The following is a 26,582-nucleotide window of genomic DNA, read 5'->3' on the forward strand; positions in this document are numbered from 1 at the left end:
TTGATTATGTATCAAATGTTATTTTTATACATAATTATTTTCTCAAAAACATTGTTGTTTTCCACCTTAATATTCATACACATTTTATTACATTGATTTTCATACAATTTTCATTACATACAATGCAATAAAAATTATAATAACCTCAAATGAATTATTATTTAAAAATAATAATTCATTTGAGGTTATTTTACCATTTTAATACTAACAAAAAAGTGCAGATTTTCATCTGCACTTTTTTTATTCTTCCGCTTCAGCTTCTGCACTACTAGTTCCAAGATGCTCCTTCTGAGCTTCCTCTTGCAGCTCCGCTGAAATCATCCCATAATAAAGTTCCGGATATAACCCAAATATTTGATATACACTTCCTAAAAACGGCATCAGAATCCCTCTTTTCTAAAGTTGTATTGCCACTTTTAAGGATTCCCTTTTCATTCATTATACATTCGTTTTTGACGTTTCTTCTTCATCTTGAACACCTAATAAATTTTGCCATTTTTTATACGGAGCGCTATTTGGATCTACATATCCTTTCGCATGCGAGCGATCCCACAATTGTTTAATAAACATTTCTTTCTCTTTCTTTGCCACCATATCGGCACCTGTACCGTAATAGTTCTGGAAATACAACTCGATTTCATCAAGGAATAGTCTTAATAATTCATCTGATGTTTCTTCTAACGTCGGATCATACTTCGCTTCACGATCATACATTAAAATCATATCTAAAAGATTGTGGACATGTTCTTTTCTAAGCCATCTTACATCTTGGGCTCCTAATACGAACGGATGTGTATATAAATGTCCACCTTGTATCATCGCCTTTTCTTGCTCTTCTTCAAATCGTGACAAGATGTTTTCATAAATAAACGGATTATGAAGCAACGCTCTGTGTAATTTATAACTTTCGCTTGAAATATTTTTCCCCATTGACTGAATTAAAAAGCTACGTCCTACACCGTTATATTGATACACAAACTGTCCATCAACAGCAACTAAACTAATCCAGCGATACATATATGCGTATAGTAATGCACGATTACATTTATCATAATCTAATTTTGTTTGAGTCGCATTTAAATCTGGCATAAAGGCTGGTAAGTGCCAATACTTATCTAAATGCGGCGTTAAACTAGATTTTTTACTATTTAATTTGTTTACACGGCGATAATACGATTGGAAATAGTCACCTTTATCATTCATAAATCCATTTGAAATATGTCCTGATGATAATTTAGGAAAGTCTTGCAGCGATAAGCCGTAATGCGCTCGATAACAGATCACTTCAAATGGCGAAAAGGCTTCATGTACTGTATCTTTTTCTTTAAACATTTCTTGAATTAATTCCTCTTGCAACTCTTTCTTTAAAGAAGGATGTATACCCCAATATTGTAATTCCCTATGATGAGCAACTTTCGGAACGAATGGACTCGCTAAATGGAACAGGTCTTCAATTTTTTCACGAACGTATTCATCGCGATCACGTTTCTTATAATCTGCTTCTTTTCGCAACGCTTCAATAATATTCAGTTCTAATTTATCACGATAGCGTACTTGCAGTTCGTCATAACAATAGCTCAGTATATGTTCTCGGTAGAAATCCTCTACCTTTTTCGACTGAATCTCTTCTGTTTTCGCATCACGACAATATTCCCCGTACAAACTCATGTAAATTTCCGCTGATATATCTTTCGGTAGTACACCTAAATTTAAATGTTGCTGCATATCTTGCCATATCTTTTCTTGCAGCTGTTCCTCAGCTAATACATATACATTCGTCGGGTTTGTTTTCCCTTCAAATTCCTTACTGCGCTTTTGGATTTCAAACAGTAAATTTTCACGTGTTTCATGTAAATTATCAAAAAATCTTTCCCAATATTGAATCATTTTATTAACTGCTTGATATAGCGATTGATATACAAGTTCTAATAGCATTTCTTTTCGATATTCATTTAATTTGTGTACATATTGCGTTACGATGTCTTCAAATTCTCTTTTGAATAAACGTTGCTGATTATTAATCATTTTTCCGAACCAGCCTTGTTGTTGAGCAATTTCTACTCGGCGTACAGCCGTTACCGTTCCATCAATATTACCCACATTAAATTTTTTATCGTAATTTTGAATTACATTACGCTTTTGTTCATTATTTTCATGTAGTCGATTCATTTTTTCTACTAACTGCTTTCGAATTTCATATAACATAAAACGCGCTGCTACTGGGTGAACGGGATCTGTTTTCTTTAAAAACCATGTATTTAATTGATAGGACTGCCCTTCAGAACCACTTGGTGAAAAGCGGTCTGATTCAATCATGTCATATAAAAGTGTCGTTACATGTTCATGTACCCGGCTCGGAATCGCATACGCATATAAACGCACCGCATGATCCACTCTTGCCACTTCACCCTTCATCTGTTCCATCATTTTCAGTTTCGTAGCTGAAATTTTACACTCATGTTGCAGACGATTTAATTCCTCATCTTTTTGCACCGTTCGTTGTACATAACTTTCTACAGCTTCTAAAAACAGTTTTGATTTCGCAACTCCGAGCTTACCACCCTCTGCTCCTTCACGTGTTTCATTGTACATTTGTCTATAGAAAATATGAGCTTGCTCTGGACGGGTAGCAAGATGCTCCAAGTCCTCTAAATAACTTTTACCTCTCTCCGGCTTTTCACGTTGCATCCCACGTTTTACATCTTGATCGTATCTTTGCTTCTTCTCTTGAAACAGTTGATCTAAATGAAGCCACGATTCATCTAAACCTTGCACGGCCCATTTTAAAGCACAATATTTTAACACATGTTCATATGGATAAATGAGTTTTGCCGTTCCTGCCCCGCAATATCGTCCTTTTCCGCTTGATTCTGCTAATTGCTGAATTTGATTGTCTTCCTGTGCAAAATGACTTGTGGACATCGGGCTAAATAACTGTAAATAAATTGTATTTGCCATCTGTTCCATATAGTCTGATAAATTGTGTAAATGGTGTCCATGTAGGTTTTCGTAATCGTATAAGAAACAATAATTGTACGGTAAATGATGTTGTTTAATTGTATGATTCGTTCTTCCGTCTTCATCTACTTGATCAGGGCGATACTCTAATTCAATTGTTACACCGCCGCGTTTTGATAATTCTCCAGTAGACCCGAGCGTAATAGCATGTAATTCTTTTAACGATGCATAGCCATTTGCTTGCACCGTTTCAAATTCTTTCGCGCTAACCGTTCTCGTCTTTACTAAAACATCCGGCATTAAAAACGCACCGCGTATTAAAATGTTATGATGCTGCAATTTCTTCCGAAGCATTTCACGTAAATATAAAGCAATTTGCAGAAACATCCCTGAACCTGTTCCGCCTGCTAGTGATGTTACTATAATGACACGCACACCATATTCCGTTTGATCACTTGTAACCGGAAAGATTTTCTCGATTTCTTGCCAAAAAGACGTCAATTTATCTTCTTTCATCGCAGCACGTAACGCTAAACGTGAAATGACGCGTAACTGTCCTGCTCCTTCTGTTAATGGTTTATCAAGTATAGTCGGATCCATCGGAAACCACTCTGGGATCGTTGGATCTCCCGCAATATACTCCCTAGGCGTTTTACTAGAACTTGTTTGTGTCTTAAACTTTCGAATATGATCGAATTTACTTAATGTATTCACATCTGTATCAAATACGTGCATTGCTACCTTTTTCCGGCGCTCTTCAGGCAGTTTTTCATATATTTGATGCGTCACAGTACTACCGATTCCACCTAAACCAATTAATATTGTTGGAACTTGTAATGTCATGTGAACCACCTTCCTATTCTTGCTTGTTGGAAAAAAGGGAAAGAGGATCAATACTCCATCCCCTTCTTATCCCTACCTACTATTCACACTCGTATTTGTAAATCTCCTTACCATATCCTCTATCAATTACTAAAAGTTCATTTGGATATAGTGTCTTATGTTCCATTCCAACCTCATCCTCTGTTATAAACATCCCATCAATAATCATTCCTACTACTTGTGACTCTTTCGCTACAAATATCGATTTCGATCCTTTCTTTGCTATAAACGTAACGGATTGCACAGTCTTTCTTTCTGCTCTATACGGAATACCAAAATAATGTTTCCACCATTTATTTTTGAGTAACTCTGGCTCAGATTGATATAACCAATCTTTCGCTACCTCTTGATCCCATTCGTAATACAATAATGCTTTCCGGTGAAATCTTGGACGGACAATCCATCCTAAAACGATTATTCCTACTATTAACAGTAATAAAGTGATAGGAATAACAAACTTAAAAATAAGCGCATACTTTTCATAAAACGGCGCATTTTGAATATGGAGTGTTATATCTTTCTTTACTTTTGGTAATTTTGAATCCTGCACTACGATGGTAGCTTCTACGGTGCCGGTATCTGTAAAATTGAATGTGTCGGAGTAATGCGGTCGAGGATAAATGTAAATTTGATTACCATGCTGTTTTATTTCATAGTTGATTGATTGTTTAGATGTGACACCAGTAGATTTTAATAGTTTTTTTACAGCCTCTTCTGTCATCGGCTTATCATCTAACTGTGGTTGTATAATAAATGGTTTACTATTCTCTAAATTTGTTACTTTTTCTTCATAATCTTTCGTGACAGTTTGAAGTGATAATTTAGGCTTTTTCGTTGTTTCGATTTTAAATTCTTTCGTCTGTCTGTAAAACCCCTTTATGTTCATATGAACTTTCCCGCGTACTAATCCTTTAGTAAGCTTCGTTTCGTAATAAAATACATGTCTTTTATCGTCCCACTTCATCGCATATTGCTTCCCGTCTATTTCTACTTCTGCCTGAAAGTAAGAAGACTGAACTGGCAACTCAGTAGGTTTTGCTTCAATAACAGCTGTCACATCTTCATACATTTCCTCAACATTTTTTCTATCCTTATCCTCTTTGTCATAAGTAGAAACAGTATAATTAAGTGCCGGTTCGACTAGTACTTGTAATCCTTCTTTCTCAATATCTCGGTCCACTTCTATCGTATACGTTCCTGGTTTAATAACTTCTTCATTTTCCGTACTGATATGAACTATATTTCCGAACAATTTCGCTTCACCTGGTGCATGTATGGAAAAAGAAGATTGTAATTGTAATGGTTTAGAAATTTGTGTGACCTGATAATCGGGTAAAGAAGGCGATTGTCGTACAAGTGTCATACGTTTTAACGGAAATGGTGTTGTAATCTCTACTTTCTTCCCTACTACTTTCGTTTTTACAATCGATTCAACGGAAGAGAACGGATCACGATTTGCAACTAATGCTGCCACTTGATTGACGCTTTTTACAATTCCATCCTCTCCACTAGATGGCATCGTAACCCCGTTGAGCTCTTTCTTCCATATTTCTTTAAACGTATTTAGTTGTGCTTTTTCTTGTTGCCCTAAATCCTCTTCCATCGTAATTAAAATTGGATGTAGCGATATCTTTTTTGCATCCATATCCTTCTTAAACTGTGCTAACTTTTGTGTAATTTGTTCTTTTCCGCCAACCTTATCTTTCTCTAAGTCATTAAATGCCCCGTCAGTTAAGACAATAAGCCAAAATTCACGCTTCCCATCTATATCTGCTTCCTTTTTTATAGATTGCATCGCCGTTTCTACTGCGCTAAACGGAGTATTTAAATACGTTTTCCACGCTCCAATTCCCTCAATTTCCATTTGTCTCTTATCCTTCGCTAACGAAATGTTTAATGGATCATTCGGCTTGCTCATTGGAACGTAAGAAAATTTATCTTTTTCATCTAATAGCGCAACTAAACTTTGCAAAGCATAATTGGCATATTTCCAGCGATCGTTATTTCTCATGCTGCCCGAATCATCATATACAAGTGAAACGACCCTTTCCTTTGCCTCCTCTCCTTTTGCAAAAGTCCAAAAAGGATGTAACCATATAAATAGAAACAACATGAATGTGGCACAAATTCGAATTTTCATGATGAGGCTTCGCCACCTTTGTAGACAAATTCCTATGTTTAAATTTATGAGAGGAAACAAGATATATGACTTGTATTTTAGGACAACTAACCCACCATAACTTTATTATGTAAACAGATCATACACTTGGTAATATTCCTTCTAGCATTCTCTATCCAATTATATAAGTAAAAAAGCCTGTTTAAGCTCCACGCTTAAAACAGACTTTTCCTACTTTTTATTTTAAAAACACATGACAAAAAGTTTGATTTTTAACTTAACACATCACTTCTATTGTAAATCCACCAGGTGCTTCAACGTAAAACGTATACGCATGGGCATGCTTAGGAGGCTCGACCAAAAATCCATCTTCCTTCAATCTTTGATTTATCTTATCTACTTGTTCTTCACTTTCTTGTGGAAATCCTACATGAAATGTTTTTGGATACTGAACTTCTTTTCCTTTCATTAACGTTAGTATAAATCCATCATTATCACGCATAACTGCAAAGGCATTCCCCCTTGTTCCACTACAAGTTAAGCCAAAATACTTTTCTAAAAACTCTCTTGCAGCTACTACATCTGCAACTGTTAAATTAAGATGTTTAATTCCCAATTCATCACCTTCTTTCTTAATTTTCTAACATTTTATCATACAATTAAAAAACACGCCTTTCACAGCGTGTTTCCTTGCTTTACATACACTTCAACAATCGGATTCTCTTTATGATCCGCATGCAAGCGTATATTCTCTTCACTTGTATTATAAATACTAGCTAATAACATTATCGTTAACACATTAGGTGTCTTCGCATCACTTCCGTATTTTCTCTCAAGCGCTTCCTTATATTCAAAATCTAAATCCCCCTGCACATATGTATACACTTCAAAACCATCTTCTAAATTGCAAACTACTGTATCAATAATATCTGCCCCTACTTGCTTCTTCATTTCCTCTCGCAACGCTTCAATAAATTCTTCCCACGGTACTTCGTATGTCTGAAACTGATCTGTAGATTTCATGCCTTTTCCTCCTTATATATCCTCTTCTTATATTTCCCCTTTCCTATAACAATTATGATAGATAGGGCATTCGTACAAGCCGCACTTGTCCCCCTTACATATCGTATTACTGTAATGCGGAAGGAGGAAAGAACATGCATAGACAAAAATGTTATGATACATGCCGACGTTACTTCGGAAAAATTGTTCGGATTGAAGACCGTGATGGCCGTATACATTTAGGGAAAATAATCGATGTGACACAAAGCTCTGTATGGATTGAACCGGTGCAACAGCGCTCATCTTTTGATTCAGGATTCGGCTACTATGACGCTTATGCAAACGGTGGTTGTGACCTTTGTGGAGGCCTTAGCAGGTGTGATAGTTGTGGATTCGGATGCGGTGGTGGATTCAGCAGCTGCGGATGTGGTGGTCGTGGTTGTAGTAGTTGTGGTAGTTGTGGTTGCGGTGGCTGGGGAGGCGGCGGTTGTGGCTGGGGTGTTGAACTCGGATTTGGTTTCATCTTCGGAATTACATTAGCTGCATTATTTTTCATTTAACATAGTAAAGAGTTGGCTACCTTTAGCCAACTCTTTTTCTTTATTTTTCACATATAAAAATACGATGCCCTAAAATGTGTTGGTACATAAGCCGTATATTTTCATGCTGTACCCACGCCTCATATAACTCATTCGGAATATGTGAGGATACATTCCATTCTGGCTCTTCTACATAGCCAGAGATCGTTTCTGCAATCGTGCCACCGCCAGCAATTGTAATTCTTTTAAAATTTGCTTTCTGAAATAATTCTACCCACTCATTCTCCGTTAATAATTCTTTCATACCATATAATTGGGCGATTTTTTCTTCCTCACCCTTATCAATGTGCCTATCAATAATCATTTCAATGACAACAAGCTTACCGTCCTGCTGTAATACACGATAACATTCCGAGATAACCCTTTCTTTGTCTGTAAAAGCGATGATTGATTCTCCAAGTACGAACTCAAATGAGTTATTCAAACACGGTAAATGCTCCACATTTCCTTCAATTAATTGTATATCTAACCCTTCAAACAACCATCTATCTTTTGCCTTTTGAATCATAATTTCATTCTTTTCAACCGTTGTTACTTTATAACCAAATTCCCTTGTCATATATGCCGCTGTTTTCCCCGTACCGCAACCTATCTCAAGGACATTCGCTCCATATTTAAAAGGCAGTTGTGCTAACAATTGTTTTGTTAACGTAAAGCCACCAGGATGAGCGCTTCCTATTCCGTAATAAGCTAGGAAATCGATGTATGTGTTTCGCTTCATGGGATTCTCCCTTTTTTATTTTATATATTCGAGCAAGGAAGAAAAGTGCATAGAAAAAAGGGCGTATTGTACGCCCCTCATCTTACTTATCCTCTGTAATATATGCCCATTTATAGCTGTAGTCTCCACCAACTGGATGGTGAACAATACCTTTTACTTTCTGTCTTTGAACGATAGCATCACCACGTTGATATAATGGTGCAATTACAGCATCATCAAGTAACATTTTCTCAGCTTTTAGTAAGCTATCCCAACGTTCTTTCGTTTTCGTTAATAGCTCGCCTTTACCTTTTTCTACAATTTCATCATATTTTGGATTTGAATATCCAGTTTGGTTATGAGGACCATTTGTAACGAACATATCAATGAATGTCATTGGATCTAAGTAATCAGGGCCCCAACCAGCGTAAGATAAATCATAATCTAAATCTGATTCTAATTTTAACTTTTGTTTAAACGGTTGATTTTTCAAGTTCACTGTTAACCCTGGTAAGTTTTTCTCAAGTTCTCCTTTTAAGAACTCCCCTACTTTTTTCGCATTATCGCTATCGTAGTTTAATAGCTCAATCGTTACTTGCTCTTTTCCAAGTTCTTTTTTCGCTTTTTCCCAATGCTCTTTTGCTTTTTTCACATCTGTTTTTAAAATATCTCCGTTATCTTTACGGAAGTCTTTTCCATCTGGACTCTTCGCAAATTCTTTTGGTACTAAGTAATCTGCCGGTGTAGATCCGTCATTTAAAATAACGTTCGTTAAGCCTTTTTTATCATATGCCTTTGCAATCGCTAAACGTAAATCTTTGTTTTTTAATACTGTATCTTGCCCACCACGTTTTTGGTTTAAACGTAAGAAGAACGTTGATGGTGTTTTTTGTGTATAGAAGTCTGGATTTGATTTATATTTGTCAACCATTTCAGATGTAAGTCCCGCACGATCGATTTGTCCACTTTCATATAAGTTTACACGTGTACCGCTATCTTTTACTACGTTAAAGTTGATTTCATCTAACTTAACTGTTTTATTATCCCAATATTGTGCATTTTTCTTTAATTTCCATCCTTCTTCATGTTTCCAGTCTGTTAATGTAAATGGTCCGTTGTATAACGTTGTATCTGCTTCTAAACCAAATTTTTCACCTTTTTCTTTTACGAATTTTTCATTTAACGGATAGAATGTTCCGAATGAAGTTAATTCTACAAAGTAAGGAACTGGATTTTCTAATTCTACCTCTAATGTGTAATCATCTACAGCTTTTACACCTAACGTATCAAGTGGTGCTTTCCCATCATTAATTGCTTTTGCGTTCTTTAAATCAAACATAATGTATGCATATTCCGCTGCTGTATTTTTATCTACCGCACGTTTCCAAGCAAACACGAAATCCTTCGCTGTTACAGGGTCTCCATTTGACCATTTTGCATTTTTATTTAATGTAAATGTATACTTTTTACCATCATCACTCTTTTTATATGATTCAGCAACCCCTGGAGCTGCCTTATTATCTTTATCAAGTCGATATAAACCTTCCATTACGTTGTTTAAAGCTAGAAACGATACTTGGTCTGTCGCTTTAGCAGAGTCCATAGATGGAATCTCTTGAGACTCTGTTAAATTAAGCACTTGCTTCGCCGCTAACTTTCCGCCTTCTTTTTCACCGCTTTTTGGTGTTGTGCTTGCCTTCTCTTTATCTCCTGATCCAGAGCAAGCTGTTAATGCCATACTCATTACTAAAACTGGTGCTACGACCGCTGTCAATTTTTTCATCTTTTTTCTCTTCATTTTTTTGTACCCTCCCCAATTATATGTACGATATTAACATTTAGAAATTCTCTACTAACTTTCGTTATCAGAAAATTCTTATTAATTAATATTCTACTGTTTTTTAAAATTTTGTAAAGTATTTTTGTAAATTTTCTAAATATTTATTTTTTATTATAGTATCTTGTTGTTTTAACTACTATATGAATTATCCCCCGTCTACTATATGTAAACATCCCTTCTCTTATTCCACTCTATTACTACATTCTATATTTTTCTTATTAGCATGAGGTCTCTTACTATCATTCATCTTTCTTACCACTTACTGACCTCTCTAATTTCCTCAGATAGAACCTTCCTAATTACCTATCCGATTCTCAATAGGCTAACGAGATTTATTCCCTTATACATACTAAAAAGCATCTCAAAAGCAGCTCAGCCACTTTTGAAATGCTTTCACTTTATTTTTTTCCGCCATCCTCAGTTACATACGCCCACTTAAAGCTATATTCTGGACTGATGTTATGTTTCACAATTCCTTTTACATTCGGTTTCATTACGTACGATCTTCCTGTTTGATATAAAGGAACTAACCCTGCATCTTCTTCAAGGAATAATTTTTCAGCTTTCCCTAACGTTTCCCAACGTTTTTTCGCATCACTCATTAATTCATTACCTGCTTTTCCTACCATTTCATCGTATTTTGGATTTGAATAACTCATTTGGTTGTACGGGCTCTTCGATTCAAACATATCAATAAATGTCATTGGATCCGCATAGTCTGGACTCCAACCTGCATAAGAAATTTCATAATCTTGCGCAGTTTCTAATTTTAATTTTTGTTTGAATGGCTGAATTTTCGTATTAATCGTTACACCTTTTAAATTTTTCTCAATTTGATCTTTTACATAGTCAGCAATCTTTTTCGCAGTTCCATCATCATAACTTAGCAATTCAATTGTAACTTGATCTTTTCCAAGTTCTTTTTTTGCTTCTTCCCAAGCTGCTGCTCCTTTTTTCGGATTATATTTCAGACCATTTTTAAATGTATCTTGATAATCTTTACCATCTGGCCCTGTCGCAAGTCCTTTTGGAACCAATTGATCTGTTGCTTTTGATCCATTATTTAAAATTACATTTGCCAATCCTTTTTTATCAACTGATAATGCAATTGCTTCACGTAGTTTTTTGCTCTTTAAAGGTGTATCTTGTCCGTTACGTTTTTGATTTAAACGTAAGAAGAATGTACTTGATTCCGCATACTCACCATATTCTTCTTTGTTCGATTTATATTTATCTACAAACTCTCCTGATAGTAATGTAAAATCAATTGATCCTGTATCATATAAGTTTACTTTCGTTGCAACCTCTTTTACTACACTATAGTTAATTTCTTCTAATTTCACAGTCTTTTTATCCCAGTACTTATCATTTTTCTTCAGCTGCCAACCTTGTTCATGTTTCCATGAAGACATAACGAATGGACCGTTATACACAGTTGTATCTGCTTCTAAACCGTACTTATCACCTTTTTCTTTTACGAATTTTTCATTTAATGGATAGTATGATGGGAATGCTAATAAATTTAAGAAATACGGTACCGGTTTTTCTAATTCTACTTCTAGCGTGTAATCATCTACCACCTTCGCTCCTAATTCAGTTACAGGTTTTTCCCCTTTATTAATCGCTTCTGCATTTTTAATATAGTAAGCAATAAATGCATATTCTGCCGCAGTATTCTTATCAAGTAAGCGCTGCCATGCGAAAACGAAATCTTTCGCTGTTACAGGATCACCATTTGACCATTTTGCATCTTTTCGCAGTTTAAACGTATACTTTTTACCATCTTCACTTTTCGTACTAGACTCTGCCGCAGCAGGAATTGGCTTATTATCTTTATCAAGGCGATATAGGCCTTCCATCGTGTTCCCTAAAATTTGCGCACCTAATGTATCAGTAGATTTAGAAGTATCCATCGTCGGAATTTCTTGGTTTTCCGTACGATTTAATACTTGTTTCGCTGCATATTTAATATCAGATTTTTTTTCTTCCCCATTATTTGATGTAGTAGTCGTTTTCTTTTCCCCACCTGACCCAGAACATGCTGTCAATGCAACACTCATCGCTAAAACTGGTACCACAACAGCCGTTAACTTTTTCATCTTTTTTCTCTTCATTTTTGTACCCTCCCTAATTATATGTACATTACCAACCCTTGAGAGACCCCTTACTAAAGATTAATTTTTCTGAAAATTACAACTAATGTTATTCTACTCTTTTTTTCACATTTGTAAATAGTTTAACTTTAAATATTCTTACTTTTTTATTTTAGTAGGATTTATCCCCCATCTACTATATGTACATACTATACACCTTATTCTCCTCTATTTAACCATACTAAAAATTAGTATTTTAAGCTCACAAAAAAGCATTTCAAAGTAGCTTAGCTACTTTGAAATGCTTTTTTAACTCTATTATTTTTCAGTTACATATGCCCATTTAAAGCTATATTCCGGACTGATATTATGTTTTACAATACCTTTAATATTTTGTTTTAGAACATATGCATCACCACGTTGGTATAAAGGTACAAGTGCTACATCTTTCTCAAGAAGTAATTTCTCAGCTTTTCCTAGCTCTTCCCAACGTTTCTTCGCGTCACCCATTAATTCAGTGCCAGCTTTTTTAATCATATCATCATACTTAGAATCAGCGAAGCTCATTTGGTTATGAGAATGATTAGACTGGAACATATCTAAGAATGTCATTGGGTCAGCATAGTCAGGTCCCCAACCAGCATATGATAAATCATAATCTTGCTCTGTTTCTAGTTTTAGTTTTTGTTTGAATGGCTGAAGTTTAATATTAACTGTTACACCTTTTAAATTTTTCTCAATTTGGTCTTTTACATATTCCCCTACTTTTTTCGCATTACCAGTATCATAGTTTAATAACTCAATTGTAACTTGGTCTTTACCGAGTTCTTTTTTCGCTTCTTCCCAGGCTGCAGCAGCTTTTTTCGCATCTGGTTTGATACCATTTTTAAATGTTTCTTGGAAGTCTTTTCCGTCTGGTCCAGTCGCTAACCCTTTCGGTACTAAGAAGTCTGCTGGTTTAGATCCGTCATTTAAAATAACGTTTGCTAAGTTTTTCTTATCGATAGAAAGCGCGATTGCTTCACGTAATTTCTGACTCTTTAATGGTGTATCTTGTCCACCACGTTTTTGATTCATACGTAAGAAGAATGTACTTACTTGTGAGTATGTGCCAAACTCCTCTTTGTTATTTCTATATTTGTCAACGAATTCACCTGATAGAAGTGCGAAATCAATTGCACCTGTATCAAATAAGTTAACCCTTGTATTTATCTCTTTTACTACACTATAGTTGATTTCATCTAATTTTACAGTCTTTTTATCCCAATATTGATCATTTTTCTTTAGTTTCCAGCCTTGCTCATGCTTCCAATCAGTAAGAACGAATGGTCCGTTATATACTGTTGTATCAGACTCTAAACCGTATTTATCACCTTTTTCTTTTACGAACTTCTCATTTAATGGATAGTACGATGGGAACGCTACTAAGTTTAAGAAGTATGGTACCGCTTGTTCTAATTCAACTTCTAATGTATAGTCATCTACCGCCTTAACTCCTAGTTCAGTTACTGGTTTTTCACCTTTATTAATCGCCTCTGCATTTTTAATTGGGAATGCGATAAACGCATATTCTGCAGTTGTTTTTGGATCTAATAATCGTTGCCATGCATAAGCAAAGTCTTTTGCTGTTACAGGATCACCATTTGACCATTTTGCATCTTTACGTAGTTTAAATGTATATTTTTTACCATCTTCACTTTTCGTACTAGATTCTGCTGCAGCTGGGATTGGTTTATTATCTTTATCTAATCGATATAACCCTTCCATTGTGTTCCCTAAAATTTGAGAACCTAATGTATCTGTATTTTTTGAAGTATCCATTGTTGGGATCTCATTTGTTTCTGTACGATTTAACACTTGTTTTGCTGCTAATTTTTCCCCTGACTTACTATCTCCACTAGAGCTAGAATTTGTGCTTGTCTTCTTATCTCCACCTGATGTAGAACATGCTGTTAACGCCATGCTCATTGCTAAAACCGGTGCTACAACTGCTGTTAGTTTTTTCATTTGTTTCTTTTTCATTTTGTACCCTCCCTAATTCTTAACGATAGCTATTAAAGAATTTTCTGATAATTCTGTTTTTCTCTATATATTTATCAGACGATTCTTACTAATTCTTATTCTACTAATTTTTTAATTTTTGTAAAGTATTATTATTGAAAATTTTTAAAAAATTATTTTTTTACAGTAATATTCATAAAAATTCCATATTTTGTTCAAACCTTATTTCGCATTCATACACATTCGTTGTTTTAATCACTTTCATCTCATTTACCACTTGAATACTTGTTAATTATTGCTAATAAATAATGCATATATCTAAAAACATCTTTTCTACAAAAATAAAAAAGTCAGCAAAGCTGACTTTTTACCCGACCATTTTCTCTCTTTTCATTTCCTCTACTACTCTCGTATACTTCTCATCATCAAATTCATTTTCACTTTTCGCAACAACTACAGTTGCAATACCGTTACCAATTAAATTAACGATAGCACGTGCTTCTGACATGAAACGATCTACACCAAGTAATAACGCTAAACCTTCTAATGGGATAACATTCATTGCAGATAGGGTAGATGCTAGTACAATGAATCCCCCGCCGGTTACTGCTGCTGCTCCTTTAGATGTAACTAACAAAATAGCTATTATAGTTAATTGTTGACCTAGTGAAAGATCGACGTGAAAAACTTGCGCTAAAAATATAGTTGCCATTGATAAATAAATCGTTGTTCCATCTAAGTTAAAAGAGTAACCTGTTGGAATGACTAAACCTACTACCGGCTTCGAACACCCGAAGTCTTCCATCTTTGTCATCATCCGCGGCAGTACTGATTCTGAAGATGATGTCCCGAGAACAATAAGTAATTCTTCTTTAATATACGCTAAATATTTCCACAAACTAAATTTATACAATTTACAAATAAAATTTAAAACAATAAAAACAAATAATGCCATTGTCGCATATACACAAATCATTAATTTACCAAGTGGTATGAGCGTGCTTAAACCATACTTCCCAATTGTAAATGCCATCCCACCGAATGCTCCAACTGGTGCTAATTTCATTACAATTGATAAAATGTTAAAAAATACTTTCGATAATCTTTCAAAAAAGTCAATAACCGGTTGTCCATTTTTTCCTAACATCGTTAACCCTGCTCCGAATAAAATGGAGAAGAACAGAACTTGTAAAATATCACCTTTGGCAAATGCTTCAAACATGTTAGACGGCACGATATGTAAAAAGAAATCCATCCATTTCATTTCTTGCCCACTTTGTACATATTGTGAAACATCTCCGCCTTTTAGTTTTGAGGGATCTAATCCATCTCCTGGACGTACAACATTCGCTACGATGATACCAATAATTAAAGCCGCTGTTGTAACAATTTCAAAATATAATAGTGCCTTCCCACCAACGCGGCCTACCTTTTTCATACTTCCCATACTTGCAATACCGAGCACAATTGTTAAAAAGATAATCGGTGCAATAACCATTTTAATCATATTGATGAATGTTTCACCAATTGGCTTCATTTGTTGTCCAACACTCGGCCAAATTGCCCCTACTGCAATACCACAAATAATAGCCACAATAACTTGGAATGTTAAATTCTTTACAATTCTCATTTTTGATACTCCCCTGTATTTTCATTTCTCCCATACTATTTCAATAATTGCTAATGATATATTCTATGTAATAGCCCCCCTGTTATTTAACTTAAACTATAAATTTATGTTACACTATTATCTTAAACTTGAAAATAGTATATAATATTTATAAATAAAAGACATACTATTTAACATAATAAAAAAGCAGACATTACATCTGCTTTAATTCTCCTCAATCTGTTTTTCACTTAATCCTAGATGTGTTCTAAGAGTATTACTCAAACTCTGTAGATCTTTTTTATTAGGATTATAATAATATACACGTTGCCCGTTTGGGCCATTAGGTAAGAATAAATCATCACCAGCTAATTGTATTTTTTCAACTGAACCGTTTAAACCGTATTTATAAAAAGATAAAATATCATCCATTACTAAATTTGTTTTAAAATCACCATCAACCGCCTCAACTATTTTTTCTAGCTTCGTAATCGATCCTACACTTTTTAATTTACTTAAAATCGCTTCAATAACAAGTTGTTGGCGCTGTCCTCTCATTGCATCACTATCAATATGGCGCGTTCTTGCTAGTGCAAGTGCTTCTTCCCCATTTAATTTTTGTAATCCTTTTTTCAAATGAATCGCATCAGGTTCATCTTTACTATTTTGCTCCGTAAATTCAACTGGGACATCCACTTCAATACCATCTAACCCATCAACAATTTTAGTAAAGGAACCAAAATTAAATTTCACAAAATAATCAACAGGCACCTGTAACAATTTTTCTACTGCTTCCACAGAAGCTTGCGGTCCTCCATCTTTACCATTTTTAACGAAACCACTTCCATATGCATGGGTTATTTTATCTTTTTTCTTTTCAACTGGAACATATGTATATGTATCACGCGGTATGCTCGTTAATTTCACTGTTTTATCGTCTTTATTAAAAGTCGCTAACAATAATGCATCTGTATGAAATGCACCATTATATTCCTTTTGTCGTTCTTGATTTTCATCAATTCCCATAATTAAAAGTGAAACATGATTTGCAATTGGCTTTACAGATTTCTCACGTAAATTGGATTTTTCACCTCGTGCTAAATTCAAATTAGATTTTTGTACAAGACTAGAAGTTTTCATATATACATAGGCTCCATAGCCAATTCCACCAAATAGTAATACCGCCAGTAGTAAACTTATTATCGTTTTCTTTTTATATTTTTGCTTATTTTTCTCTTCTCTTAAAGATGAATGATTACCCATTTACTCTCCTCCTGTTTCTATTCATCCAATATGTTTTTCATTTTTTCATATTTAGCACTATCCTTTTGAAATATACTTTCTTTCAATCCCTTATCTATTTGTATCCATTCAGTCGTAACTGAATATTGAATCAAGCCTTCTTGAAAACTAAGAAATTTCAACATAATCCCTGTATTTTTCTCCACAACCATTTCGAATTTCCCTCTTAAATCTTCAGAGGTGCTAACAGGCATCTCTATGTTTATAACTCCTTCAATTTTGTAACAATCTAATCCAAGATATTTCGTTTCTTTATAATTCCAATCTTTATATCGAATTAATAAATCTGCGAATTCTGATTGAATACTATATTTAGCTAGCCCTACATATTCATCATCATATCTCTTTTTCTCATCTGATTTTCTCACTAACCTTTCCGTAGGATTTAATTTTAATAGTTCATTGTTTCTTTCTTTCGGGTTCCATTTTTTCTCTTTATAGGTATACTTCTCATCATCAAATTCTTTTTTCTTCCCCTCGTTATATATAATTGTTCGTTTTTTGGCTAGTTTATCTTCTTTCGAAGAGATACCTCTTTGTTTCTCCGTATCAATCGCATACTTATATGTTGTAGCAATTCTTGATAAGCTAGAATATTCCTCAAATTGTCCTGAAATATTTTTAAAATAATCAATAGAATCTAGCATTTTTTGATGAATCTTTTCTTTATCTGGATAATGTACATTCGATTTTATTTCTTCTTCATTTTCATAATCAGAAAACGCTTTTTTCTTTACATATTCAAATACTCCACCATTTTGCGCAAAACTTTGTATAGAAAACTCAGACATAGATACCACTGAAAGTATACAAACCGCTGCACTAATTATCATCATATGAATTTTGTAACTCTTCTTTTTTACCTTAAGATTATGTAGCGTGCTATTAATCTTTTCATTTAACTCTGGAGGTACTATAACATTTTCATCTTTTATTCTCTTTTTTAATTTCTCATCAAATAATTTTTCATTATCCATCCTTTACACCCCCTATTCCATCTTTAATCGTTTTTGTAGTTGTTCCCTCGCACGTGATAATCTTGATTTCACTGTTCCTTTCGGTATTTCTAACAGCTTTGCTATACTCTCTTGATGCATGTCTTCATAGTAATAAAGCACCGTAACAGCTCTTAATTCTTCATGTAACGATTGAATCGCATTACACAAATCTATATCTTCATACTGATCACAAGCACTCATATTGTAATCATTCTCTTCTGTCACAATTACATTTTTATACGCTCTAATAATATTGTTACACTCATTTATTAGTATTCGAATTAACCAAGTTTGAAAAAATTCTTCTTTTTTTAATTTTTTTATATTTTCATAGGCTTTTAAAATTGTTGTCTGTATCGCATCCTCTATATTTGTCTCATCACGTAACATCGCCTTTGCTATTCGATACATCTTCGCTTTTTCTGTATGTATAAGCGCTATAAAGGCTTCATGATCACCTTTTTTCGCTAAAGAAACATCCGTTTCTTCTTTTACAATCATTTTATATAAAGGGATTACTTTCACAATTGCTCCTCCTGTTTCATCCTCACTTCATCACTTCCAATTTAACTTTACATGTATTAGACGTATGAACCTAGAAAAAGGTTCACTTTTTTGAATATTTATGTAATTAAAAAGATAAATATCCTTTATAAGTGTTATGTGATAAACATACTAGTTTAAATTTACAAATAAAAAAAGCCCACTTTCTCAGTGGACTTTCTACTCTATAACGGTAAATCCCTCTTCCTAAATACTACAATCGCTACGATAAAAATACAAAGCGCTACAGTAGTTAAACCTATACTTATCGGCCATATATTATATGATCCTTCAGCAATTTCTTTCGGACGAAACAGCGTAAATAATGATAGGTTTTTCATCCATTCTAACTTATCACTTAACTTCCCCACCATATCCAATACGAAAAATAAGATAGTTAAACTCGCTGAATAACTTAGTGCTTTTCTTTCGTCATTACATATACAAGAAAAGAAAAATGAATACGCACTAACGACTAAAAATATGAGCCCTCCGACTACATTTATCTTCAAAAATAATTCTTTATTTAAGTTGTTATCTTGTAAAAACCATTCTGCACCTACTAACCCAGCTACATACGTAACAGATACAATAATTAGAAGTCCCAATATGAGAACAGCAGCTTGTGTAATCGCAATTTGCACTCTAGATACAGGTGTTGCTAGCAAGTATGCCATTGCTCCTTTATCTACATGACGAGCAATTAAATGTGTCGCAACTGTTACGCAAAAAATTGTTAAAATGATAATAAACAATAGACTATAGTATTCGCCCGCTAGAAAATCCATTACGTTTTGAATCGGGCTTTCCATACCAACGATTTTTTTCACACTATCAGGCATGGCAGCTATTAATTCATTTAGCCCTTTCGCTGATACCATTGACGGGAATATCCAAATTAATAACCACAGATATAAAGCTGCACCAGACGCATAACTCAAAATACTTTTTTGTGTTTCTTTCAAACTAGCTAAAAATAATTGCTTATTCATGCGTTACCCCTTCTTTCTTATCGTAATAATGCATAAATAAATGTTCTAAATCCATCGCTCTCGTTTGAAGTGCCGTTACATTATAGTTTGAAAGTGTTTGTAAAACAGTTTGATAGTTTCCTTGTACAATGATAGATGCCTCTCTACCTTTTACCGCTTCAAATTGCAAATTACACTTTGTAAGGGACTCAATCTCTTCTTGTGATGATACTGTTACATCTATCACCTGTCTTCTCATACTTTGTAAATCGTGAATATTTTCAACCGTTACGAGTCGACCATCTTTAATAATAGCTACTCTGTCACAAGTTCTCTCAATTTCAGTAAAAATATGTGATGACATTAGGATTGTTTTTCCTCTTTGCTTTTCCTCTAATATTAAATCTATAAACACTTGTTGCATAAGTGGATCAAGTCCAGATGTTGGTTCATCTAAAATTAACACCTCTGGATCGTGCATAAATGCAGCGACTATCCCTACTTTTTGCTTCATTCCTTTAGACATTTTGCGAATCGGTGTTTTCACATCAAATTGCAGACGCTCTATCAGTTCATCTCGTCTTTTCGTATCCTTTAATCCACGCATTCCCTGCATTAATTTTAAAAACTCTAATCCATTCATTCCTTCAATAAAAGAAATTTCACCTGGCAAGTAACCAACTTCCCTTTGAATTTTCGCTGCTTCATTCCAACAATCTAATCCAAAAATTGTCGCTTTACCAGCTGTCGGTTTTATAAATCCCATTAAATTACGAATCGTCGTTGATTTTCCGGCACCATTCGGTCCTAAATAACCAAATACTTCTCCCTCTTTTACATCAAATGTAATATGAAACAAACCTTTTCCATTCGAAAACTGTTTTGTGACATCTTGAACTGAAATCATAATTCCACCTCATTTTTTGAAATATTGAATATGTGATATTTCAAAATTATTGTACTCCTCATCTTCCATATTCGCAACAATTTTTTGAAATATTTATTAGTCCATATTTCAAAATTATTGTTTTCCATTATTTTTTCTTGTATATTTTAAGTGAGGTGATTGCATTGAACGGCTTTGAAAGAGTAAAAGAAAAGAAAAAGCGTGCCATTAAAGAAGCAGCATTCGTATTATTTTCAGAACGTGGATTTAATGAAGTGAAAATAGAACATATCGCAAAAGAAGCAAACGTTTCTCAAGTTACAATTTATAATCATTTCGGAAGTAAAGATGCGTTATTTAGGGAGCTTATACAAGAATTTATCATATCTGAATTTCAATATTATAAAGAGCTTGCAGAAGAAAAATTACCTTTTCATGATATGATGCAAAAAATGATTGTAAGAAAAATGAATACTGGCGGATTATTTCAACCTGATATGTTACTACAAATGATGCAAAGGGACGAAGAACTCCGTAAGTTTATTTATAGTTATCAAAATGAAAAAATCCTACCCTGGTATTTAGAAATATTAGAACGAGCTCAGCGCAAAAACGAAATTAATCCACACCTTACTAAAGAAATGATGTTACTTTACATTCAAATGTTTACAAAATTAGGTGATGAATTTGGAGCACAACTTCTTGAAGGAGATCGGGAAAAACATATAAAAGATATCGTTACGATGTTCTTTTATGGACTGTCCGTCCCAGAAAAATAATTGTTTCTAAAAAACAAATACAATCAACAAAAAGCCCTTTGGATATTTAAATCTCAAGGGCTTTTTCATATCAAATAAATAGCTAAAACTAACTTTATCTTAAAGAAGTTAAATGCTGCTTTATAGATAACACCTTATTATAGATTAACTCTTTTAGCATAACAGGTTGAATCGAAATAATCGTTTCACCGAAATTCAGAAAATAATTTGAAATAAAATCAGATTCTTGCTTGTTAAAATAGCCTGTTATAATGTAATTTTCATTTTCCTTTTGCAACCTCATGGAAGGGTAATTCTCTTTATCAAAAATGTCTTTTCCTTTTTGATTAACAATGACGCTAAAATCAATTGCATCAGACTTTCTGTGAAAGGTAGTAAGATAACTTAATAATTCTTCAAGATTTTTTGGATTAATATTGCTCGTTTCCACAATAGAAAGAATTTTATCACATCTAATTATTTGAACATGATTTGTCTCAAAATTAAAGATTTTAGCATACCACTGGCCAAATTTAGATTCTACTCGAATAAATTGGGCAACCAATGCTTGCTCCTCACCTTTTTTTAAATATGTTAAATGATAAACTTGCTCAGCAAAAATTCCCTGTAAAATTTCTTTTAAGAACGGACTAAAATTACTATGATTTGTTACTTCAAAGGAAAGCGTTCGTTCCATAATTGAAATATTTTTACTCACATTATCAGGTAATACATGTTTAAATTTATTTTCAAGCGCAATACTTTCTACATTAAATGGTTTTGTCTTGTATCCATTTAGCGTAAGAATTGAAAAGTATAACGCATACATTTCATCCACACTAAAATAAATTGGCGATAACACACTATTTTCTATAATTTTATAACTTCCATTTCTACCTAATTCAGAATATATGGGTACACCTATTTCTTCCAATGATTGAATATCTCGCAACGCAGTACTTTTAGAAATAGCATATCTAGCCATTAAATCTTTTAAATTAAAATATCTTTTATTATTTAAGAAAATAAGCATGTCATTTATTCGTTCAGTTTTTTTCATATTTCCCTCCCAAAAAGGTATCATGTATTGAAACCTTTTTAATCTATATTATAATTATCAACTAATAAAGGAGTTATATATTTATGACATTAGAGATAGCTATTTTTCTTTCAATGAACGGGCAAGCAAAGGAGGCGATTAACTTTTATACACGTAATTTAGAAGCCAAAAAATTAATGATTGTTACGTATGAAGAACTGGCGAAAAGAGATAGTTCTTTTAAAATTACAAGTGAAAATAAAGATCATATTGCTCACTCTGTTTTACAAATTGGGAATACAAAGCTAATGATAGCAGAAGATACAATGAAGCATAATGAACGTTATAACGTTGGAAATAACATGTCACTTTGCATTCAAAGCGCTAATTTAGAAGAAATACAACGGTTTTATAATAATTTAATTTCCGATAAGCATGTGAAAATAATCTCTCCGCTAGAAAAAAATATATTTAGTGAAGCATATGGTATTATTGAAGATCCTTATGGCATACAAATCCAATTAATGTATGATAAACGACTAAACTAATTAATTAATCATATTCACATATTCCTAATAAAAAAGACACGAATTTCGTGTCTTTTTATTTTATAGAAATGACTCTACCCTTTTCACTACTTTCAATCGCTAATTGAATCATTTTAATAACATCTAAACCTTCTTTTGCTGTTACAGGTAGTTCCTCACCATTTAATATACTATCTCGTACACCTTTATAATAATTGTCATAACAACCGACTTCTGTTGGAATACGCTCTAAGCTTTCTTCTGTTTCTAAAGTAGCAAAATTCTCTTCATCGTCTACTCCATAACCGTTATCACCTGGCTTCATTCCATTTTTTAATTGCTCTTCCTGCGAATCCATACCGTACTTCACGATAGAACCTTTCTCTCCATGCACTATAAAATGTGGTCCAGCTTTTTTCACATAACTGCTACTACGTAAAATGACACGTTTAACTCCGTAATGAAGTACTATGTGGAAATAATCATCCACCTCTGCACCTGGTCGTTGTTTTATTACATCTGCACTTATCGCATCTGGTTTCCCGAATATTGATAACGCTTGGTCAATTAAATGCGATCCTAAATCGTATAATATACCGGAGCCTGGTAGATTTTTTTCTCTCCATCGATCACGTACATGTGGACGGAAACGATCAAAATTCGATTCATATGCGTATACATTCCCTACTCTGTTTTCTCCTAACAATTTCTTAATTGTTAAGAAATCATTATCAAAACGACGATTATGATATACGCTTAACATTACATTATGCTGCTCTGCTAATGAAATAAGCTCTTCCCCTTCTTCAATTGAGACAACAAATGGTTTTTCTACAACAACATGCTTACCTTTTAAAATTGCTTCTTTTACATATGGAAAATGAGTTGTATTAGGTGATGTAATAACAACTAAGTCAACATCAGCTCGCTTCACCAATTCATCAATTGTACTAACAACATTAGCGTTTGGTAATGTGTCTTTTACTACCTCTTCTTTTGAGGATAATACAGCACGAATATCATATTCTTCTATTGTTTGTAATAGTGGGATATGAAATGTCGTACTAGAAAAACCAAATCCTACAATCCCTACACCTATTTTTTTCATGTTGCCCCTCCATTTGTGCCGCTTTAACGAGCAGTAAGATTCCTAACCCAAAATTCAGTGAAAGCTAAGGAATTAGGTGAGGAATCAACTGCTTGTTAAAGCCCGATTAGTTGAACTTTATGAGAACGATTTCATTCAGTTATTATAACAAGATTATTATTATTTACATAATAAATTGCCTAGAAAAAAGCATCTTGCTACTATTCATAGCAAGATGCCCTCTTTATTCTGGTCTTTTCTTCGTCCACGTTTCTACTACTTCACCAGTATCATTAACATCTAGCACAAGGCTACCATTACTATACCGGTCTTTATTTCGATACGCTTTCGGATCAATTTCTTCTACAATGTTTTTCTCTGTCTTCATGTAAACTAATTCATCGTCCCGAACGATTTCAATACCGACAATGCGGTACGGATTACGTTTTAATTCTTTGAAAATAACAAGACCTCGCTTCGCCCTCGTTGATTTCTCAATTTCTGATGCTTTTAGGCGTTTTACAGCACCGCGCTGTGTTACGAGAATAAGTTGATCTTTGTCACCATTTAACGGTTTACCAGAAGCGACATAGTCATCTTCTTTTAAATTAATTGCTTTCACTCCAGCAGCTCTTACACCGACTGGACTTACTTCCTCTTCATGGAAAATAAGTGCATATGCACCGTGTGTAGCAAGAACGATATCACTCGTTCCATCTGTCGCAAATATATCGACAACTTCATCATCTTTTTTCAAGTTTACAGCAACGAATGCTCTTGAATAACGCTGAACTTTATATTGATTTAATTCTGTTTTCTTTATCATACCATTTCTTGTTACAAATACGATAAATCGTTTTTCTTCCTCAAAGTTCGGTACAACCGTTGCCCAAATGATTGTTTCATCCCGGTCGAGTGAAACGATATTAGCAACGTGCTGACCTAAATCTTTCCAACGAATATCTGGCATTTCGTATACTGGCAGATATATATAGTTTCCTTTATTCGTAAATAAGAGGACTGTCTCTGTCGTATTCGTATCGAATCGTTCAAGTAAGATGTCACCCTCTTTCATACCGAAGTCTTTGCCGTTTGAGGCATTATGTGAGCGCCATCCAGTACGTTTCACATATCCTTCTTTCGTTACAGTAACGATGACATCTTCTTGTGGGATCATCACTTCTACATCGATTTTAATTTCCTCGATTTGATCTTCAATAATAGCGCGTCGATCATCACTATACGTTTTCTTAACTCTCTTTAAATCAGTTTTAATTACTTGAAGCAATCTTTTTTCACTTTGTAAAATTGCCTGTAGCTCAATAATTTTCTTATTAAGCTCATCTGCTTCTTCTTGTAACGCCGTAATGTCTGTATTCGTTAAGCGATATAATTGCAAGGAAACAATTGCTTCTGCCTGTGCTTCTGTAAAGCCAAATTTTGCACTTAAATTATCTTTCGCGTTACGTTTATCTTTTGAAGCTCGAATTGTCTCAATTACTTGGTCTAAAATCGATAATGCTTTCTTTAAACCTTCTACAATATGTTGACGATTTTCTGCTTTTCTTAATTCATATTGCGAACGTCTCGTAATAACCTCTTTTTGATGTCCAATATAAGCATCTAAAATTTTCGGTAATGTCATAAGTGTTGGACGACGATTATTGATCGCTACCATATTAAAGTTATATGGAATTTGCAAATCTGTATTTTTATATAAATAATTTAAAATACCTTCGGCGTTTGCTTCTTTCTTTAATTCAACAACAATTCGTAAACCAGTACGATCTGTCTCATCACGCACTTCAGCAATACCATCTAACTTTTTATCTAGACGTAATTCATCCATTTTCTTTACAAGGTTTGCCTTATTCACTTCGTAAGGAATTTCAGTGATTACAATTTGTTGTTTCCCACCACGCACTGTTTCAACTTCTGCTTTTCCGCGAATAATAATTTTACCTTTACCTGTTTCATACGCCTTTTTAATACCATCAATCCCCTGAATAATACCGCCTGTTGGGAAATCTGGTCCTTTCATAACTGTTAATAAATCATCAACAGTACTATTTGGCTTATCAATACGCATCATTGTAGCATCAATAACTTCTCCAAGATGATGCGGAGGAATTTCTGTTGCATAACCAGCGGAAATCCCTGTAGATCCGTTCACTAATAAATTCGGGAACGCTGCTGGTAATACAACTGGTTCTTCACTCGTATCATCAAAGTTTGATACGAATTCTACTGTTTCTTTATCAAGATCACGTAATAACTCAGATGCAATTGGTGATAAACGAGCTTCCGTATAACGCATTGCTGCTGCTGGATCCCCGTCAACACTACCGTTATTACCATGCATTTCAACTAAAACATTACGTACTTTCCAAGTTTGGCTTAAACGTACCATCGCCTCATATACAGAGGAATCACCATGTGGATGATAATTACCAATAACGTTACCGACTGTTTTAGCTGACTTACGGAACGCTTTATCATGTACATTACCTTCTACATACATAGAATATAAAATACGTCTTTGTACTGGCTTTAAGCCGTCACGCGCATCTGGAAGTGCACGATCTTGAATAATATATTTACTATAACGTGCAAAGCGATCACCTAACACGTCTTCAAGCGGGAGGTCATGAAACTTCTCTGCTTGCAT

21 protein-coding genes are annotated in these 26,582 nt (G+C 34.1%); 3 read left to right on the forward strand and 18 right to left on the reverse strand.

Annotated elements, in window-relative coordinates; genetic code table 11:
- Positions 1-240: 240 nt before the first annotated feature.
- The 5 genes from ACTFN4_RS00280 to ACTFN4_RS00300 form a co-directional block, all read right to left on the reverse strand.
- A complete protein-coding gene (locus ACTFN4_RS00280; protein WP_439962015.1) occupies positions 241-381 on the reverse strand; it encodes a phosphonate ABC transporter permease in 141 nt (46 codons plus the stop codon).
- A 57-nt stretch (positions 382-438) separates the two neighbouring features.
- On the reverse strand, positions 439-3,801 hold the full coding sequence (locus tag ACTFN4_RS00285) for a tubulin-like doman-containing protein (protein WP_000175124.1): 3,363 nt from the start codon (positions 3,799-3,801) through the stop codon (positions 439-441).
- A gap of 79 nt (positions 3,802-3,880) precedes the next feature.
- A complete protein-coding gene (locus ACTFN4_RS00290) occupies positions 3,881-5,980 on the reverse strand; it encodes a vWA domain-containing protein (protein ID WP_048538095.1) in 2,100 nt (699 codons plus the stop codon).
- 256 nt (positions 5,981-6,236) lie between these two features.
- Positions 6,237-6,575, reverse strand: coding sequence for a VOC family protein (locus tag ACTFN4_RS00295; RefSeq protein WP_000511515.1), 339 nt, complete (start codon positions 6,573-6,575; stop codon positions 6,237-6,239).
- Positions 6,576-6,634: 59 nt separating this feature from the next.
- Entirely contained in the window at positions 6,635-6,982 is a 348-nt protein-coding gene (locus tag ACTFN4_RS00300) for a hypothetical protein (RefSeq protein ID WP_000842902.1), read from the reverse strand.
- A gap of 134 nt (positions 6,983-7,116) precedes the next feature.
- Between ACTFN4_RS00300 and ACTFN4_RS00305 the strand changes: the two genes are divergently transcribed.
- Positions 7,117-7,521 (forward strand): hypothetical protein, encoded by a 405-nt coding sequence (locus ACTFN4_RS00305; RefSeq protein WP_439962016.1) that lies wholly within the window; start codon positions 7,117-7,119, stop codon positions 7,519-7,521.
- Between the two features lie 40 nt (positions 7,522-7,561).
- On the opposite strand, the gene ACTFN4_RS00310 is transcribed toward ACTFN4_RS00305, so the two are convergent.
- The 10 genes from ACTFN4_RS00310 to ACTFN4_RS00355 all read right to left on the reverse strand — a co-directional run bounded on the left by ACTFN4_RS00310 (position 7,562) and on the right by ACTFN4_RS00355 (position 20,524).
- Positions 7,562-8,281 carry a class I SAM-dependent methyltransferase gene (locus ACTFN4_RS00310; protein ID WP_439962017.1) on the reverse strand — a complete coding sequence of 240 codons (720 nt, stop codon included), beginning with the start codon at positions 8,279-8,281 and terminating at the stop codon, positions 7,562-7,564.
- A gap of 82 nt (positions 8,282-8,363) precedes the next feature.
- Complete coding sequence (locus tag ACTFN4_RS00315) at positions 8,364-10,058, reverse strand: peptide ABC transporter substrate-binding protein (RefSeq protein ID WP_000823441.1); 1,695 nt, start codon at positions 10,056-10,058, stop codon at positions 8,364-8,366.
- Positions 10,059-10,498: 440 nt separating this feature from the next.
- Entirely contained in the window at positions 10,499-12,214 is a 1,716-nt protein-coding gene (locus tag ACTFN4_RS00320) for a peptide ABC transporter substrate-binding protein (RefSeq protein ID WP_322357016.1), read from the reverse strand.
- 297 nt (positions 12,215-12,511) lie between these two features.
- A complete protein-coding gene (locus tag ACTFN4_RS00325) occupies positions 12,512-14,215 on the reverse strand; it encodes a peptide ABC transporter substrate-binding protein (RefSeq protein ID WP_000730163.1) in 1,704 nt (567 codons plus the stop codon).
- Between the two features lie 346 nt (positions 14,216-14,561).
- A complete protein-coding gene (locus ACTFN4_RS00330; protein WP_001223629.1) occupies positions 14,562-15,824 on the reverse strand; it encodes a dicarboxylate/amino acid:cation symporter in 1,263 nt (420 codons plus the stop codon).
- A gap of 204 nt (positions 15,825-16,028) precedes the next feature.
- Positions 16,029-17,066, reverse strand: coding sequence for an LCP family protein (locus ACTFN4_RS00335; protein WP_439962018.1), 1,038 nt, complete (start codon positions 17,064-17,066; stop codon positions 16,029-16,031).
- 17 nt (positions 17,067-17,083) lie between these two features.
- Positions 17,084-18,082 (reverse strand): anti-sigma factor, encoded by a 999-nt coding sequence (locus tag ACTFN4_RS00340; RefSeq protein ID WP_410989214.1) that lies wholly within the window; start codon positions 18,080-18,082, stop codon positions 17,084-17,086.
- 12 nt (positions 18,083-18,094) lie between these two features.
- Positions 18,095-18,628 (reverse strand): sigma-70 family RNA polymerase sigma factor, encoded by a 534-nt coding sequence (locus ACTFN4_RS00345; protein WP_000864731.1) that lies wholly within the window; start codon positions 18,626-18,628, stop codon positions 18,095-18,097.
- 203 nt (positions 18,629-18,831) lie between these two features.
- Complete coding sequence (locus tag ACTFN4_RS00350; RefSeq protein ID WP_001041430.1) at positions 18,832-19,638, reverse strand: ABC transporter permease subunit; 807 nt, start codon at positions 19,636-19,638, stop codon at positions 18,832-18,834.
- A complete protein-coding gene (locus ACTFN4_RS00355; protein ID WP_000626569.1) occupies positions 19,631-20,524 on the reverse strand; it encodes an ABC transporter ATP-binding protein in 894 nt (297 codons plus the stop codon). The genes ACTFN4_RS00350 and ACTFN4_RS00355 overlap by 8 nt, the downstream gene beginning before the upstream one ends.
- 155 nt (positions 20,525-20,679) lie before the next feature.
- On the opposite strand from ACTFN4_RS00355, the gene ACTFN4_RS00360 reads away from it, so the two are divergent.
- Complete coding sequence (locus ACTFN4_RS00360) at positions 20,680-21,282, forward strand: TetR/AcrR family transcriptional regulator (protein WP_139310388.1); 603 nt, start codon at positions 20,680-20,682, stop codon at positions 21,280-21,282.
- A 94-nt stretch (positions 21,283-21,376) separates the two neighbouring features.
- Here the strand turns inward: ACTFN4_RS00360 and ACTFN4_RS00365 are convergent, their stop codons facing one another.
- Positions 21,377-22,345 (reverse strand): helix-turn-helix transcriptional regulator, encoded by a 969-nt coding sequence (locus tag ACTFN4_RS00365; protein WP_075678014.1) that lies wholly within the window; start codon positions 22,343-22,345, stop codon positions 21,377-21,379.
- Between the two features lie 59 nt (positions 22,346-22,404).
- On the opposite strand from ACTFN4_RS00365, the gene ACTFN4_RS00370 reads away from it, so the two are divergent.
- Positions 22,405-22,848 (forward strand): VOC family protein, encoded by a 444-nt coding sequence (locus tag ACTFN4_RS00370; RefSeq protein ID WP_000171342.1) that lies wholly within the window; start codon positions 22,405-22,407, stop codon positions 22,846-22,848.
- 55 nt (positions 22,849-22,903) lie between these two features.
- Here the strand turns inward: ACTFN4_RS00370 and ACTFN4_RS00375 are convergent, their stop codons facing one another.
- Together ACTFN4_RS00375 and parC are read right to left on the reverse strand one after the other, a co-directional pair.
- On the reverse strand, positions 22,904-23,935 hold the full coding sequence (locus tag ACTFN4_RS00375; protein WP_000719747.1) for an oxidoreductase: 1,032 nt from the start codon (positions 23,933-23,935) through the stop codon (positions 22,904-22,906).
- Positions 23,936-24,158: 223 nt separating this feature from the next.
- Positions 24,159-26,582: a DNA topoisomerase IV subunit A gene (parC, locus tag ACTFN4_RS00380; RefSeq protein ID WP_001147464.1), complete on the reverse strand. Its 2,424-nt coding sequence runs from the start codon at positions 26,580-26,582 to the stop codon at positions 24,159-24,161.

This window comes from Bacillus cereus group sp. MYBK95-2, from assembly GCF_051915225.1.
Taxonomy (GTDB): domain Bacteria; phylum Bacillota; class Bacilli; order Bacillales; family Bacillaceae_G; genus Bacillus_A; species Bacillus_A cereus.

What these genes read in the sequence shown, in the direction of transcription:
- ACTFN4_RS00320 (WP_322357016.1), bottom strand. Translation starts at nt 12,214, where the DNA reads ATGAAGAGAAAAAAGATGAAAAAGTTAACGGCTGTTGTGGTACCAGTT.
- ACTFN4_RS00285 (WP_000175124.1), bottom strand. Translation starts at nt 3,801, where the DNA reads ATGACATTACAAGTTCCAACAATATTAATTGGTTTAGGTGGAATCGGT.
- ACTFN4_RS00375 (WP_000719747.1), bottom strand. Translation starts at nt 23,935, where the DNA reads ATGAAAAAAATAGGTGTAGGGATTGTAGGATTTGGTTTTTCTAGTACG.
- ACTFN4_RS00340 (WP_410989214.1), bottom strand. Translation starts at nt 18,082, where the DNA reads ATGGATAATGAAAAATTATTTGATGAGAAATTAAAAAAGAGAATAAAA.
- ACTFN4_RS00355 (WP_000626569.1), bottom strand. Translation starts at nt 20,524, where the DNA reads ATGATTTCAGTTCAAGATGTCACAAAACAGTTTTCGAATGGAAAAGGT.
- ACTFN4_RS00300 (WP_000842902.1), bottom strand. Translation starts at nt 6,982, where the DNA reads ATGAAATCTACAGATCAGTTTCAGACATACGAAGTACCGTGGGAAGAA.
- ACTFN4_RS00330 (WP_001223629.1), bottom strand. Translation starts at nt 15,824, where the DNA reads ATGAGAATTGTAAAGAATTTAACATTCCAAGTTATTGTGGCTATTATT.
- ACTFN4_RS00305 (WP_439962016.1), top strand. Translation starts at nt 7,117, where the DNA reads ATGCATAGACAAAAATGTTATGATACATGCCGACGTTACTTCGGAAAA.
- ACTFN4_RS00325 (WP_000730163.1), bottom strand. Translation starts at nt 14,215, where the DNA reads ATGAAAAAGAAACAAATGAAAAAACTAACAGCAGTTGTAGCACCGGTT.
- ACTFN4_RS00280 (WP_439962015.1), bottom strand. Translation starts at nt 381, where the DNA reads ATGCCGTTTTTAGGAAGTGTATATCAAATATTTGGGTTATATCCGGAA.
- ACTFN4_RS00350 (WP_001041430.1), bottom strand. Translation starts at nt 19,638, where the DNA reads ATGAATAAGCAATTATTTTTAGCTAGTTTGAAAGAAACACAAAAAAGT.
- ACTFN4_RS00310 (WP_439962017.1), bottom strand. Translation starts at nt 8,281, where the DNA reads ATGAAGCGAAACACATACATCGATTTCCTAGCTTATTACGGAATAGGA.
- ACTFN4_RS00370 (WP_000171342.1), top strand. Translation starts at nt 22,405, where the DNA reads ATGACATTAGAGATAGCTATTTTTCTTTCAATGAACGGGCAAGCAAAG.
- ACTFN4_RS00365 (WP_075678014.1), bottom strand. Translation starts at nt 22,345, where the DNA reads ATGATACCTTTTTGGGAGGGAAATATGAAAAAAACTGAACGAATAAAT.
- ACTFN4_RS00335 (WP_439962018.1), bottom strand. Translation starts at nt 17,066, where the DNA reads ATGGGTAATCATTCATCTTTAAGAGAAGAGAAAAATAAGCAAAAATAT.
- ACTFN4_RS00315 (WP_000823441.1), bottom strand. Translation starts at nt 10,058, where the DNA reads ATGAAGAGAAAAAAGATGAAAAAATTGACAGCGGTCGTAGCACCAGTT.
- ACTFN4_RS00290 (WP_048538095.1), bottom strand. Translation starts at nt 5,980, where the DNA reads ATGAAAATTCGAATTTGTGCCACATTCATGTTGTTTCTATTTATATGG.
- parC (WP_001147464.1), bottom strand. Translation starts at nt 26,582, where the DNA reads ATGCAAGCAGAGAAGTTTCATGACCTCCCGCTTGAAGACGTGTTAGGT.